Source organism: Streptomyces kaniharaensis (assembly GCF_009569385.1).
GTDB lineage: Bacteria > Actinomycetota > Actinomycetes > Streptomycetales > Streptomycetaceae > Kitasatospora > Kitasatospora kaniharaensis.
Genome location: NZ_WBOF01000002.1, coordinates 24,422 through 39,786 on the forward strand (window position 1 = coordinate 24,422; position 15,365 = coordinate 39,786).

Genomic DNA, 15,365 nt, shown 5'->3' on the forward strand with positions numbered 1-15,365 from the left:
ATTCACTAAAAGTCAGTTTCAAGGTTGTAGCCATCCTTAGCGTTATAGACTTCCGGCTCCTCATAGTCAATAAGAACTCCCTTCGAGTTCCATACGTGAATCTTAAAGCGATACCTAAATGGAATCATACTGCCCTGATACATATAGTCCGGGACCACCGACATCTGCACGATGTTCTCTTTGAGTTGGTTTTTCACCATGGTCTGGATTTTCGTCATTTTGCCGACATTGACGGGGGTGGTCCAGCAGGGTGAAAGGTTCGCCTGGACCCCCCTTCCCCCCAGTGCGTCTGGAATCAAGTGGCAGCTGTTGACCAAGTTTTTCGTGTCCTGACCGGGGTAAAGCAGCTTGGCCCTTCTTTTGGCCTCGTCCATCCCAGGGCTGTTGGGGTCGGCTCGGGTGCCGCCCGAGGTCTCTCCGTACATGCATGCGGTGGCGCCAAGGGCTTGCCCTCCCCTCTTGACCTGCGAGTAGTAGGTCCATCCGTCCGGACCATTGTCCTCCGCATCGATGGGGCGCCGGTTCAGACAGGTTGGGCCGCCCTCCTCCTCCGGCTCCGTGCTCTGGCCTGGTTGGGGGCCGGGGGCGGCCACGGTGCTGGGGAGGACGTTCGGGGTGAGGGCCACCATGGCGAGCAGGTTGGCGCTGCTGTAGGAGGCGGCGATGGCATTGAGGGTGTCGTGGGGGTCGCGGGGGGCCCAGTCGAGTTGGGGGGCGGGGCGCTCGACGGCGGCCCGGGTCTTGTCCCACAGGGGCTTGGGCGGCTCGGCCCTGGGCGTGGGCGGGCGGGGGTGTGTGGTGGGGCGGTGGCAGGTGTTGCAGGTCGGGCGCGACGGCTGGGGGTCGTAGTCCCGGTCCGGGGTGTCTTCAGGATCCTCGGCGGGCGTACCGGTCGGGCTCTGCGGCGAGGAGGTCGGCGAGCTGGACCTCCAGTGTTCCCGGGCCTCCCGCTTCTCCTCGTAGATGTCGTTGCCGGCGTAGTTGCCCGGCACGGAGCCGTAGCGGTAGGAGCTGAAGCCCGTCGCGGGTGCGCCGGCGTAGGAGAAGCCGGGCGTGTAGGGGTTGTACGGCCTGCTCGGTGCGCTGTAGCCCGAGCCCTCACCGACCTCCGGCTCGGCCTGCTGGGCCGGCGCGGCGGGCCTGGCTGCCGAGTTGCCTCCGGACCCGGGCTTCACCTTGATGGTGATCCGGCCTTCGAACAGACCGTCGCCGAACTCGATGCCGCCGCCGGCGTTGCCCATGGACACCTGGCTGCTGCCGCCGGGCCCCGCGACGATTGCTGGCCCGCTGGCGCAGCCGCAGCCGCTGACGTCCATGTGCCCCGAGGGGTCGGTGCCGCCCAGGGGGTTGGCGTTGGCGTAGGTGTAGCGGTTGGCCTGGGCGGAGGGGCTGGGGTTCAGGAGGTAGGAGTCGCGACTGGTGAAGCCGCCGGTGCCGGGACGGTACCAGCGGGCATGCATGTTGACATCGCCGGTGTCGGGGTCGGTCCAACCGCTCTGGTAGCCCAGGCTGGTGCTGGTGCCGCTGGTGGCGGTGGGCTTGCCGAAGGGGTCGTAGGTGGTGGTGCCGGTGACGGTGGTGCCGTTGGTGTCGAGGGTGGCGGTGGCGTCGGTGTGCTGGTCGGTGCGCACGCGCACGCTGGTGGTGGCGTTGGCGGCGCCGAGCAGGTTGCCGGCGGTGTCGCGGGCGTAGGTCCAGGTGCCGTCGCTGGTCGGGTTGTTGGAGCCGCCGTCGTAGCTGAAGCGGGCGGCGTTGCGCGTGGTGACGCGGTCGAGGCCGTCGTAGGTGTAGGTGGTGGTGCCTTCGGTGATCAGGCGGCCGAAGGCGTCGTAGGCGAGGGCGTCCTCCTTGGCTGCGGTGGTGACGGCGGCGAGGGTGCCGCGGGCGGTGTAGCGGTAGGTGCTGGTGCCGTCCGTGAGGAGGCGGTTGCGTTCGTCGTAGGTGGCGGTGGCGGTGCCGTTCCTGGTGCGGTTGCCGGCCGCGTCCCACTCGTAGGCGGTGGTGGTGCCGTCAATGCTCCAGGAGGTGAGGCGTCCGGCCTGGTCGTAGCCGTAGCGGTTGTCCTTGACCGGGTCGGTGGCACTGCCGCTGACGGTCTTGCGGGTCAGGCGGTTGTCGAGGTCGTACTCGTAGGCGGTGCCGGTGAGCGGGGTGTTGAGGTTGGCGCCGCTCAGGAGTTGGTCGCCGCTCAGGCGGCCGAGTCCGTCGTAGCTGAGGCGCTGTTCGGACATGGCCTTGAGCTTGGTGGCGTCGGCCGGGTCGGCGGCGACGTACCGCTGGCTGTTCAGGCGGCCGTCGCCGTCGTAGCCGTACCAGTTCTGGGTCTTCAGCTTGGGGTTGTTGGCCCAGTCGAGCTGGCCGTCGGCCTTGTAGCCGAGGGTGGTCAGGTCGGTGTCCTTGTCCCAGCGCTTGGTGACGCGCCCGTCGGCGTCGTACTCCCAGGTCTGGGTGGCGGTGGTCAGGTCGGTGCCGGCGGAGATCAGCAGGCCGCGGTCGTTGTACGTGTAGTTCTGGGCGTTCAGGGCCGAGGAGTTGTTCCGGATCAGGTGCCCGGCCGGGTCGTAGGCCAGATCCCGGTCGGAGGTGCCCGCCTCGGCACCGGTGCCGCTCTCGTGGACCAGGCGGCCGGCCGGGTCGAAGGTGCGGGTACGGGTGATCCCGCCCGGTTCGGACAGCTTCACCGCCTGGCCGCCCATGTCGTAGGTGGTGGTCCAGGTGCGGTCGGCGGCGGCCGGGTGGGCCGTGGTAGCCGGCTCGATCGTGGATTCCGGCAGGCCCCACGTGTTGAAGGTGTAGACCGTGGTGTTGCCCTTGCCGTCGGTCAGGCGGGTGCGGTTGCCGCCGGCGTCGTAGCCGAAGGTAGTGGTGATCGCCTGGCCTGCGGCGACCGGCTCGGTCAGCTTCACGACGCGGCCCAGCGCGTCGTAGGCGGTACTGGTGACGGCGCCGGTGGCGGGGCTGGTGCTGCTGAGGACCCGTCCTTCCAGGTCGAAGGTGGCGGTGGCGGTGCGCAGCACCGTGCCGGAGGGGTCGAGGTTGTCGGTGGCGGCGGGGTTGCCGAGGGTGTCGTAGTGGGTGCGGACGGATTCGCCGAGGGGGGCGGTGGCGCGCACGGTGCGGCCGAGGCCGTCGTATTCGGCCTTGCTGGTGCGGCCGAGCGGGTCGGTGCTGGTGAGGACCTGGCCGGCGGGGTTGTAGGTGGCGGTGCTGGTGTTGCCGGCGGGGGTGGTGAGGGCGGTGCGGTTTCCGGCGTCGTCCCAGGTGAACTTGGTGGTCAGGTTCTGCGGGGTGGGCTGGCGTTCGACGATGGTGGCGGTGAGGGTGCGGCCGAGTTGGTCGTAGGTGGCCTCGGTGCGGGCGCCGACCGGGTTGGTGGCGGACAGTTGGAGGCCGGTGGGGGTCCAGGTGGCGTTCCAGGTGGGCGGGGTGTCGTACACGGGGGTCTGGGTCCCGAAGCCGCCCTTGGTGTTGGGGTCGACGCGCTGGATCTGGTGGCCGAGGCGGTCGTAGGTGAAGGTGGTCTTGCGGCTCAGGCCGTCGGTGCTCGCCGTGACCCGTGAGAGCTTGTCGTACTCGAACTTGGTGATCGAGCCGAACGGGAAGGTGGAGCCCGGCCGGTAGTAGGTGGGCAGGCTGACCTGGGTGGTCCGGCCGAGGGCGTCGACCCAGCGGCTGGTGGTGTTGCCCAGCGGGTCCTGCTCCTCGACGACCTCGCCGAAGGCGTTGTAGCCGGTGGTGACGGCCGGCCGGATCGAGGTGGCGGCTGCTCCACCGCTCTCGGCGGCGACCTGCGGGGCGACGGTGCTGGTGCGGCGTCCGAGGGTGTCGTACTGGTAGGTGGTGGTGTAGGCGGCGGGGTCGGCGCCGGTGGCGTTGCCGTTAGGGGTGGTGCTGCTGGTGAGCAGGCCGCGCTGGTCGTAGGTGAAGGTGCTGACGGCGGTGGGGCCGCCGGTGGTGGAGCCGAGCTGGGCGCGGGTCAGGCGTCCTGCGGGGTCGTAGGTGTTGGTCTGGACGCTGTTCTCGGTGTCGCTCACCTTGAGGGTGGTGGCGGTGACGCGGTCGTCGGCGTCGTAGCCGAGGGTGGTGGTGCGGGCCAGGCCGCCGGGGTCGAGGACGGTCTGGGTGACGCGGCCCGAGGGGTCGACGGTGTGGACGGCGGTGGTGCGTCCGCCGCCGGTGGTCTGCTTGATCAGGTAGCCGGCGCCGTCGTACTCGTTGGCCTCCAGGACGATCGACCGGGTGCTGCCGTCGGCCTGGGTGACGGCCTCGGCCTTGGTGGTGGCGGGCAGGCCGTCGTCGAAGTAGGTGTAGCTGGTGACGGCGCCCATCGGGTCGGTGACGGAGGCCAGGCGGCCGGCGGGGTCGTAGGCGCGGGACTCGGTGGTCAGGTCGCGGGTGCCCTTGCCGTCGCCGTTCCAGCCTTCGATGACGCTGGTCGCCGGCTGGCTGCGCGGGGTGTAGGTGTAGCGGGTGACCTGGCCGAGCGCGTCGGTGACGGAGGCGCGGCGGCTGAGCGCGTCGTAGCCGTAGCGGGTGGTGTTGCCCACCGGGTCGGTGTCGCTGTCCGGGCGGCCGGCGCTGTCGTAGGTGGTGGTGGCGGCGCGGGAGCCGTCGGTTCCGAGGATGTCGGCGGTGGTGGTGCTGGTGGGGCGGCCGTCGGCGTCGAAGGCGACGGTGGTCTTCGTCTGGTGCTCGGTGCCGAAGACTGCGTCGGTGACCTTGGGCCCGGTCTGGGCGACGAGGTGGCCGAGTTCGTCGTACTCGTAGGTGGTGGTGACGCCGGCGGGTTGGGCGTCGGAGGTCTCGGTGGCCCAGGTCTTGCGGCCGGCGGTGTTGTAGCCGTAGGTGAGGGTCATGCCGCTGGGCAGGGTGGTGCGGGCCGGGTCGCCGGACGCGTAGTAGGTGTAGCTGGTGACCGCGCCGCCCGCGGTGGTCTCGCTGGCGAGCAGCCCGGGCGGGGTGGTGCCGCCGTCGGCGGCCGGTTCGGTGCCGGTGGTGTAGCTGGTGTGGGTGGTGCGGCCGTCCGGGCGGGTGGTCGACTCGGGCAGGCCGAGGGCGTTGTAGGCGACGGTGGTGCGGTAGGTGTTGTCGCCGGGCCCGGCGGAGCGGGCGTCGCGGGTCTCGGAGGGCTTGTCGTTGCGCGGGTCGTTCGGGTTGGCGGCGTTGTAGTAGTAGCTGGTGTAGGACGTCCAGCAGGAGTTGACGTCGCGGCAGGTGGTCAGGGAGACGGTGTTGCCGCGGGCGTCCTGGCCGCTGACAGTTGAGTGTCCGTTGGGGTCGGTGACGGTGTGGACGAAACCGCCGATGTCGTAGGTGTAGCTGGTGGTGTTGCCGGCCTCGTCGGTACGGGAGATGAGGCGGTTGCCGCGGGTGACGTCGTGGATGTCGGTGGTGGTGTTGCCGGCCGGGTCGGTGAGGGTGACGCGGGAAGCCAGTTCGGTGGCCGAGGAGGCGGAGCGCGCCTGGTAGTGGGCGGCGATGCGGTCGGCGGCCAGCGGGTGCTGGTAGAAGGCGACTTCGTCGATCTGGCCGGTCAGCCAGGACCAGCCGCCGTTGCCGCCAGGCGCGTTGCCGACGTAGCCGCCGCCCAGGTAGGTGCGGTTCATGTTGAGGTGGTTGGGGGTGCCGGAGGCGGTGCCGACGAGGGTGCCGTCCAGATAGAGCGACTGGGTGCCCTGGGCGGCGCTGATCGCGGCATGGTGCCAGGAGCCGTCGGTGACGGCGCCGGCGGAGGTGATCGAGCCGCCGGTGATGCCGTAGAACCAGCCGCGCAGCTTGCCGTCGGAGCCGACGTAGAGCACCGGGACGGTGTTGTACGGGTTGGCGCCCATCGGTTCGCTCTGGGTGCTCAGCAGGACGCCGGGGCCGGCGGTGCGGAACCACAGCTCGGCGGCGAGTTCGGTCCTGGTCTGCAGGATCGGGGTGGGCAGGTCGATGTAGGAGGAGGCGGTGCCGTTGAACTCGGCGGCGCGTCCGTCGCCGGGGCCGAACACGCCGGTGGTACCGGGCTTGACGGCCGGTGCGTAGGTGCCGTTGCCCTTGATGGCCGCGACCTCGCTGGCGGCGGTGGTGCCGGCGCTCTCGTCGAGGCGCCAGAACCCGGCGGGCGAGTCGGCGACCACCGAGCCGCGGTAGCCGACGCCCTGGCCGGCGACCTGGGCGCTGCGGGCGCGGTAGTGGGCGACGACGTCGCCGGCACTCAGCGGGTGCTGGTAGAGCGTGACTTCGTCGATGGAGCCGGTGAAGTGGCTGATGTCTCCAGGCGCGGCGGGCCAGAACCGGGCGAAGCCGGCGCCGATGTAGGTGTGGCTGTTCTGCTGGTAGTCGACGGTGCCGGTCTGGACGCCGACGACCTGGCCGTCGAGGTAGAGGGTCTGGGCGGTTGCCTGGACCGAGAGCACGGCGTGGTGCCAGGTGCCGTCGGTGACGGGGTTCGCCGAGGCCGCGCTGTCCGTCGCGGTGCCGTAGAAGCGGCCTCTCAACTTGCCGTCGGAGCCGACGTACATGACCGGGGTCCAGCTGCCGCCGACGCCGTTGGGGTCGTCGATCGTGCGGCTCTGGTCGCCGATCAGCACGCCCGGGGTGGTGGTGTTGAACCAGAGCTCGACGGCGACGTCGGTCTTGGCGTGCAGGACGTCCTGCGGGATCTCGATCTGGGCCTTGGCGGAGCCGTCGAGGCGGGCGGCGGTGTCGTCGGTGGGGGCGAAGACACCGGGGGCCTTCTTGGTGACGCCGTCGCCGTAGGTGCCGGACAGGCCGGTGCCGACCTCGCTGGCGGCGGTGGCGCCGTCGCGTTCGCCGAGCCGCCAGTAGCCGGCCGGGTCGGAGGCCTTGACGGCGTTGGTGTAGAGGAAGGAGCCGCCGCTGAAGGTCGGTTCGGAGATCTTCCAGTCGCTGCCGGCGGCGTCGGTGACCTTGGTGACGCGTTCGGTGGTGGCGTCGTAGGCGACCTGGGCGCTGGTGCGGCCGCTGGGCAGGGTGGTCTTGGTGAGCTGGACGCTGCCGGTGCGCAGGGCGTAGTGCTCGGCGACGGTCTGCTCGGTGAGCGGGTAGTCGTAGACCGCGGCCTCGTCGATCTGGCCGTTGAACCAGGACCAGCCGCCGTTGCCGCCGGGCAGGGTGCCGGTGTAGCCGCCGCCGAGGTAGGCGCGGTCCATGTTGAGGTAGTCGATGTCGCCTGCGGCGGTGCCCACGAGGGAGCCGTCGAGGAAGAGGGCGGTGGTGTTCCGCGCTCCCGCGAGCACCACGTGGTGCCAGGTGTTGTCGGTGACGGTGCCCGGGGTGGTGATCGGGCCGCCGGTGACGCCGTAGAACAGGCCGCGGAGCTTGCCGTCCGAGCCGACGTAGAGGGCCGGCACGACGTTGTACGGGTTCTCCCCCATGGCGCGGTTCTGCAGGGTCAGGATGACGCCGGCGGAGCTGGTGCGGAACCACAGTTCCACGCTGCGGTTGGCGGAGGAGCTGATGGCCCGGTTGGGCAGTTCGACGTAGGAGGTGGAGCGGCCGTTGAAGGTGACTGCCTGGTTGCCGCTGGCGGTGAGCGCGCCGCTCGCGCCCCAGGTGACGTCCTTGGCGTCCGCCGGGGAGCGGTCGCTGACCTGGGCGTCATTGGCGACGGCGGTGCCGTCGGCCTGGCCCAGGCGCCAGTAGCCGGCCGGGCCTGCATCGCGTACGGCGGTGCGGTAGCGCGAGCCGGCGCCGTACTCGTAGGCGGTGCAGCCGGTGGCGGCGGCCGGGTCGGCGCCGGGCGGGCAGACCTTGGTGAGCTGGTCTCCGTTGTACTGGTACGACCAGCTGCCGGTGGAGCCGGCGGCGGTCACGGTGGTGACGTGGTTGCCGGTCCAGCCGAGGTTCAGGTAGCGGCCGGAGGCGCTGTCCTTGACCTGGGCGAGGTGGCCGGAGGCGTAGACGAGGTCCTGGGTGTGGCCGGCGGTGTCGGTGATGCGGGTGAGGTGACCGTCGGCGCCGAAGGTGTGGATCGTGCCGGAGCGGTCGGTGAGCGTCCAGCCGCCGCTGTCGACCTTGCGCAGGTCGGCGGCCATGCCGCTGCCGGGCACGTAGGTGTTCTTGCCCGGGTCCCAGCCGAAGCGGGCGCGCGAACCGTTGGCGGCGGTGACCAGCACGTTGCCGGGCAGGGAGAGCCAGCTGCTGGTCTCGACCTGGATGCGCATGTCCCACGCGGTGCTCCAGCCGGCGCCGAACGCGCCGTCGGTGCGCGGGTCGAGGGAGTTGTAGCTGCGCGTCACCGACAGGGCGGGGCCGACGACGGGCAGTGCGGCGTCGGTGGCGGCGGTGGTGTAGTTGCCGGCCGCGGTGTTGACGCTGCGGCCTGAATCGGCGGCGGTGGTGTACTGGTTCGGCTGGGGCAGGACGGTGCGGATGTAGGAGGCGGCGGTCCAGTCGCTGGATCCGGCGCCGTCGCCCGCCTTGGCGTACCAGGCGTACTGCTCGTTCCAGGTCAGCCAGCCGGGTGGGATGACGAAGCGGGACTGGCGCTTGAGGTAGTCGGTCTGCTTGCAGTCCACGTGGGCGTCGCCGCCGACGACCCGGCAGACCTGGAACTTGTAGTCGAGGTCGGGGTAGGGCGCGCGGTCGGGGTCGACGCCCTCCGCGGTGAGCGTGGGCTGGAGCTGGTAGACGACCGCTCCGGAGGGCGGGGCGAGACGGGTGATGTGCGGGGGAATGTTGATCGAGGAGATCTGGATGCTGATCGGCGGTACGTAGGCGTCGACCCAGAAGTTGCTCACCTGGTACTGGTCCATGGTGAACGAGACGGTGTAGGCGCCCTGCGGGAGGGCGCGGATGTGCGCGTCGACCACGGCGCTGCCGCCTGGGGGAACGTCGTACGGCATCGACGTCCAGGCGATGTTGCTGCCGTAGTCGGTGATGTTGTTGTTCCACTGGTCGTACAGCAGGTACGACATCTTGTAGTTGTTGGTGGGGGTCCAGGTGTCCATGCCGCGGTTCCACACGCGCAGGCGGACGATGCCCTCCTGGGTGGCGGTCACCGGCTGCTGGAGGCCCCAGAGTTCGTAGTCGGCACCGTAGCGGGACCAGGTGACGTCCAGGGACGGCTGGCCGCCGGACATGTTGGCGCTGCCGAACTGCTTCCAGGAGTAGTTGTCCCAGACGTCGGACTTGATGGCCAGACCGTAGTTCGCGGTCCAGTGGTGGGTCCAGGAGTTGACCAGGTTACGGCCGTCGGCGCCCAGGTCGATCGACTCCCAGGCTTCCGGGCAGGCCCAGGCACTGGATGCGCTGGGCCGCCAGCCGTGGGCGAAGGAGGGCGCGGCCAGGGCGGGGCCGGTGGCGGGCGCGGACGAAGCGCGCACGGAACCCGGAGACCACCAGGAGGTGACCTGGTGGATGGTGACGGTGCGCGGGGTGCAGCTGTAGGACCAGCCGTTGTACAGGCTCAGGCGGGCGCCGAGGATGGTCGCGTTGCTGAGGGAGTCCTCGATGCCGGTGAACTTGATGAACGACGTGGCCTGGTTCTTTCCGCCGTTGTTGGTGCCGACCTTGAGGACGGTGTCACCGGAGAAGTCCTGCTCGTAGCCGGAGTACGCGTAGGTGGTCTCCAGGGCCCGGACGGAGGAGAGCGACGGGTCGACCTTGACCGGGTAGACGCGCTCGGGCGCGTGCAGCCAGGCCTCGTCCAGCTTCATCTTGAGGGCCTGGCCGCCGGCCGGCAGCTGAACGAGCTCGTAGGAGACGCCGCCGGAGATCACGCCTTCCTCGGTGTGGGGCGCGAAGGCGGAGTCCTGCATCCAGCCCGCGGGCATGCGCCCGCGCAGGACGCCTGCGGCGTCCGTGAAGTGCACGGAGCCGTCGGCGTCCAGGGACGCGGTCACGCCCTGCAGACGCAGCGGGAAGACCCACTCGGTGGGCGCGGTGGCGTCCTTGAGGACCAGATTCTCCTTGAAGGAGGAGTTGCCGGCCAGGATCGTCAGGTCGGCCTTGGGCCGGGCCTCGGCGTAGGTGATGGTGCTGCCCTGCGCCGTGCCCTGGACGGGGGCGGCGCCCTGCAGGCTGTAACCGACGAAGATGCCGTCGGCGAGCTGGAGCTGGACCAGCGGGTCGGCGTCAGCGGTCAGGCCGAGCGTGAACTGCTGCTCGGTGGAGGTCGTGGTCCACCCGGTCTGGACCGGGGCGGCGCGGCCGGCGGTGGCCGTGCCGGCGGGTATCAAGGTCGTGTCGATGGCGGCCCACGAACCGTCGGCGCGGCGGAAGTTGACCGGCTCGGGGTAGCTGCGGGTAGTGAAGGTCCCGTCGGCGTTCTGGAACGTCCGTTGCTGCGCCGTGCGCTTTTCGGGGAGTTCCTTGCTCTTAGCCGGGTCGAAGCTCTTGGCAGGATCGACCTTGCTACCGGGAAGGGCTACAGGCTTCTCCGCAGGCTTGGCCTCGGTGGCGGGCAGCTTGGTGGTCTGGGGCGGCACGACGGCCTGAGCGGGCGCGGCCGAGGACTTGTCCTCGGGCAGCTCGCCCGGCACGGGAGCCGCGCCAGGGTGGCCTGAGCTGTCGTTCGCGCTGGTCGCGGCGGTGGTGGCGTCGTGGCCACGGCCCTCGGCACTGCCCTGGGGCTGCTTGGGGCGCGGGCCGGGGTCGGCGGGCGTGGTGGCGCCGGCCCGGCGCAGCAGGGTCTCGGCGGCGGCCGACCCTTCGGCTGTTCCGAGGACGACCATGGTCATGGCCAGCAGGATTGCCAGGGGACGGCGCAGCACTCGGAAACCCACCAGACGTTCAAAGAAAGGCAAATGAAACGGCAGTAGGTATACCTGACCACCAGTGAGCAGATAAAGGGATATTTACATCGATGTGCCGGAGATCACACAGCAAAGGTAATTAAAAGGGTTTAATTGACGCAACATTAGTTTTCTGACGGTTCGTCGGTTTTTAGCCGGCGGCTCGTCTCGATCTCTGCAGGCTGGCGGCCGACTGGCCATAGCCCGGTTGTTTCGCCAGGTGGGCCCGGGTTCCACAGCTCCGAGGCTCACTGCTCATGCCGAGCTTCTGTGCCTGACGCAGGGAGCGCCGACCTCCAGGGTGGTGGTCGGCGCTTCGCTGGTGCCGTTCAGCGGGCACGGGGCCTGGCGGCTCACCAAGGTGCTGGACCGGTTCAGCGGTGGCGACCCGGCGCAGCAGATAGAGGAAGGGAATCCGTGTCAGCGGCACCGACTTGCCACAAGCGCTCCGTCATCGGCGTGGGATAGGTACGCCTGCGGAGCGGAGTCTGGCCTCGGTGAGTGCGGTCAGGCGGGCTGAGACCGAGGCCTGGTCTCCGCGGTGGTTGTTGATCAGCCGGTACTGGGTGGCGGCCTTGTTCCAGGCCCGTTGGCTGGCGGGGCTCCCCAGCAGTGCGGGGTTGGCGAGGTAGCGGTCGGCCATGGCGTTTGCGAGCTCTGCGATCCTCGGGTCGTCCGGTTCCCAGGACTCGGCCTCCTGGCCGCGCTTGACCAGCTCGATGTACTCGGGGTCGTCCAGCTGGTGTTCGAGCTGGGCCAGGAAGCCCTCGAAGCCCTCCGGCACCAGCACCCTGGCCAGCACCAGGGCTTCGCGCTGCGCGGCCACGTAGTCGGGACCGAAGCCGAGGCCGGGCATCCGGTTGAGGACCGCGCAGGCGCGCTCGGGCAACAGGGCCCGGTCGCCTTCGGCGAGCCGGTGCAGCATGTCGAGGCGCGCGGACAGCTCCGCGATCCGTTCGGTGAGCTGCCGTGCGACGTCGGCGAGGGCGTCGGCGAACTGGCCGGCATCGGCGTCGAGTAGCAGCCCGATCTCGGCCAGCGGCACCCCGGCGGCGGCCAGCGTCCGGACCTGTACCAGCCGCAGCAGTTCCTCCGATCCGTACCGCCGGTAGCCGGAGGTGTCGCGCTGCGGCTCGTCGACCAGCCCGTGCTGGTGGTAGTGCCGCACCGTCTTCACCGTGACGCCGACGAACGCCGCCGCCTGCCCGATCGTGACCCCGCTCGTCATCCGGCTCAGCCTGCCTCGTACTCGGGCTCGACCACGACACACAGCGTGGCCGAGCAGGGGAAGGAGCGACGCCGAGCCCGTCCCGGCCCGGCGCCGCCCCGGGCGCGTTCTGTCTGACGCACGATCGGAAGGGGCCGGTCCGCGAAGCGTACGGGGCCCGGGCGTTCAGCGCGTCGGCCGCGCCGGATCGGCCCGCCCGCTGCCGAACACGTCGCCGACGAGCCGCTGTTGGGCGGTCTGGAATGCCGCTGCTATGGACATGTCGGCGTCGTCCACGTAGGTCAGCCCGGCGGTCATGGTGGTACTGCCGTCGGGGGTGCTGTACATCAGCGCAGCCGAGCCAATGGTGGCGCCGTTGTGGTGGAAGACGGTGCCGGCGCCCGGCCCCAGGTCCTGCGCGAACACCCCCAGGCCGTAGCCGATCGTCGCCTCCGGAGTGCGCATCTCGGTCAGCAGTTCGGCCGGCAGCAGCTTGCCGCCCATCAGTGCGGAGAAGTAGGTGTGCAGGTCCTTGGTGGTCGAGATCATGTCACCGCCGGCCGCGACCCAGGTGGGGTTGTGGCGGGTGACATCGACCGTCTTCTCCTGCCCGGCGTCCTCATAGCGGTAGTAGCCGTGGTTGTGGGGCTCGGGGACCTCCGGCGAGGCGCCCGGCGCCACGGTGCCGGTCATCCCCAGCGGCCCCAGGATCAGCCGCTGCAGCTCGTCGGCGAACGACCGTTCGGTGATGCTCTCGATCACCAGCCGGGCCAGCACGTAGTTGGTGTTGGAGTAGCTCCAGCCCGATCCCGGCTCGAACCGCGCCGCCTTGGACAGCGACAGCCGCACCAGCTCCTCGGGTAGATAGGTGTGGAACCGTTTGTCCACCCACGCCTTGCCCCGCCAGGGGACCCCGAACGCGACCGTCCCGTCCTCGTAGAGCTCGCCGGTGTGGCTGAAGATCCCACTGGTGTGCTGCAGCAGCATCCGCACGGTGATCCGTCGGTCCAGCCCGAACTCGGGCAGGTAGTCACCGGCAGGGATGTCCAGGCCGATCCTGCCCTCGGCCGCCAGCATGAGCACCGTGGTCGCGATGAAGTTCTTGGTGCTGCTGCCGATGCGGAAGTGCCCATCGGTCAGCGGCTTCGCGCTTCGGCCCAGCTCACGCGCCCCGCCGCTGCCGGCCCATTCGCCCCGCTCGTCGTTCACCCGCAGCTGCACCCCGAGAACACCGGACTCGACGATCTCCTCGATCACCTTCTGCAGCTCCGGACGGTCCTGGCCCCGGCCGGAAAGGATGACGGACATGGTGTTGCTCCTTCAGGTCTGCTCTGCCCGCTCGGCGTCGGGCCGTTGCGACCAGCCTCCACCCTGACCCAAGGTCAACCTCAACTGTGTTCCAGCTCACAGCCCGACAGCGGCCGTGAATATGCCTCACTCTTGATCTGCAGTGTCCGGATCGCGCAGGGCTGCAGGCCCCCGGACATCTCCGGCAGGCTGTGGACAGCCGACGCTGTCAGGAGGGTGTGTCCAGCCAACGGCTCTGTCCCGTAATCGGTGGTAGCGCTGTGTAGTGATCACTGGAGGAGGATGCGGTGACGGAGGAGGGTGAACCCGGCTCGGCCGTGCATCTGCCTCATGATCCGCTTGGTTCGCGTGTTGACGCCCTCGGTGCGGCCGTTGTGGTACGGGGTGGTGAGTCCGGCATCGACGGCGGCACGGTCGAGTTCGAGGCCGTTCGCGAAGGAATGCAGGTGGGGCAGGTCGACGGTGTGAACTGCCGTGATCCAGTCGGTGAGCTTGGCGTCGTTGCCCTTTGCCGGGGTCAGAAGCTTTGCGAACTCACCTGCCAGACAGGAGAGTTCGGTCATCTCGGGGCAGGCCTTGGTGAGTTCCCGCAGCAGTGCGGCGTCCTTGTCGCGCAGGTTCTCGGGGCGGGTGAGAAGGAGGCGGGCGAAGCGCTGTGGGGTGGTGACGGGCTTGTCGCCCTCGGCCCGGCCCTGGGTGATGTAGCGGTAGAGCAGGTTGAGGCTCCCGGTGTAGCCCAGCTCCTTGATCTCCCTGAAGAGCTGGAGGACTGGGACGGCCGGGTCTTCCACGCGGCGAGTACGCAGGTGGTCGCGGTAGGGGTCGACGAGCGTGGGCTTGTAGCGGGGTGCACGGCGGTCGCCGGTGGGCTCCATCATGCGGGCGTACCGCTTGACGGTGTTCAGGGCGACATCGAGGCGGCGGGCGCATTCGAGCAGGCCGACGCCCTTGTCGAGCAGATCGTGGACCCGCTGCCAGCGCTCGCGGGTGGTCTGCTCGCGCACGCCCCCGGGCCGGACGGGGTTCACGGCGGTGGCCCAGCAGGCGGCGTGGGAGCGGACCTCGGCCAGGACCTTGCCGCACAGGTTGCTCCACAGATGCCACCTGTCACTGACCTGGACCGCTTCGGGCAGGGCCTGGCGGATCGCCTCGCCGTAGGAGCCGGAGCCGTCCCTGCAGACGTACTCGGCCCCGGGATGCTCGCGCAGCCACGCCGCCAGGGTCTCGCCGCTGCGATCGGGCAGGACGTCGATCCGTTCGCCGGTCTCGGCGTCGATGATCACGGTCGCGTAGCGGTGTCGGCGCTTGAGGGCGAAGTCGTCGACGCCGAGCACGCGCGGGACGCGCGGCGGCGGCAGTGCCCTGCGCATGAGCACGCGCAGGGCGGTCGAGCGGGAGATCCAGCAGGCCAGCACGCGTGACAGGCGGGCGCCCGCCCGGCCCGCTAACTCCTTGACCACAGAGCCGAGCTGGTCGGCCAGACGGTTGGTGCGGCGCTGATACCGCTCCACGACGCCGGGAACCTGCTCGCGGAACGTCTGCCGCCGGCAGTCGAGCACCGGGCACACCAGGCGCCGCAACCTCACCGAGACAACGACCCGCCGTCCGTCCACCGGCACGTCCGCGACCCTTCGCCCGTGGAAACCGTGTACCTGCCCTGTTGGCGTCCCGCACACGGGGCACGGCACCGGCTCATCCCGGGTCCGCGCCGTCACCCGGATCAGGTCGCCCTCGTCCGCCACACCCTCGATGACCAGCGCCGAGAGCCCCGAAAACACCACGCTCACAAGCTCGTTGACATCTCGCACACCACGCCAACGATGCCGGTCACCCTTGGTTACCACCGATTACGGGACAGAGCCCAGCCAACGGTGTAACTCAGGTTGATTTGTACTACCGGCGGCCGATGGAGAGTCGGCCGTCGAAGGCGATCTCGAAGGCGTTCAGTGCGGCCTTCCAGCGGGTGGTCCAGCGCTTGCGGCCGGCCCCGGTGGGGTCCAGCGCCATGACGGCCATGTAGACGCACTTCAACGCGGCCTGCTCGTTGGGGAAGTGGCCGCGGGCGCGGACGGCCTTACGGATGCGGGCGTTGACGCTCTCGAAGCTCT

4 protein-coding genes and 1 pseudogene are annotated in these 15,365 nt (G+C 69.8%); all 5 read right to left on the reverse strand.

Going from position 1 to position 15,365, the window contains the following annotated elements:
* Positions 1-5: 5 nt before the first annotated feature.
* Entirely contained in the window at positions 6-10,688 is a 10,683-nt protein-coding gene (locus tag F7Q99_RS42745; RefSeq protein WP_153466689.1) for a LamG-like jellyroll fold domain-containing protein, read from the reverse strand.
* 505 nt (positions 10,689-11,193) lie between these two features.
* Positions 11,194-11,970, reverse strand: coding sequence for a MerR family transcriptional regulator (locus F7Q99_RS27625; protein ID WP_153466690.1), 777 nt, complete (start codon positions 11,968-11,970; stop codon positions 11,194-11,196).
* A gap of 165 nt (positions 11,971-12,135) precedes the next feature.
* Positions 12,136-13,257 (reverse strand): serine hydrolase domain-containing protein, encoded by a 1,122-nt coding sequence (locus F7Q99_RS27630; protein WP_153466691.1) that lies wholly within the window; start codon positions 13,255-13,257, stop codon positions 12,136-12,138.
* Between the two features lie 269 nt (positions 13,258-13,526).
* Positions 13,527-15,065 carry an ISL3 family transposase gene (locus F7Q99_RS27635; protein ID WP_456114939.1) on the reverse strand — a complete coding sequence of 513 codons (1,539 nt, stop codon included), beginning with the start codon at positions 15,063-15,065 and terminating at the stop codon, positions 13,527-13,529.
* Between the two features lie 85 nt (positions 15,066-15,150).
* Positions 15,151-15,363: pseudogene (locus F7Q99_RS27640) on the reverse strand (transposase); the annotation flags it as partial.
* Positions 15,364-15,365 lie beyond the last annotated feature (2 nt).

Excerpts from the sequence above, each read along its gene's own strand:
- F7Q99_RS42745 (WP_153466689.1), bottom strand. The coding sequence starts at position 10,688 with ATGACCATGGTCGTCCTCGGAACAGCCGAAGGGTCGGCCGCCGCCGAG.
- F7Q99_RS27625 (WP_153466690.1), bottom strand. The coding sequence starts at position 11,970 with ATGACGAGCGGGGTCACGATCGGGCAGGCGGCGGCGTTCGTCGGCGTC.
- F7Q99_RS27630 (WP_153466691.1), bottom strand. The coding sequence starts at position 13,257 with ATGTCCGTCATCCTTTCCGGCCGGGGCCAGGACCGTCCGGAGCTGCAG.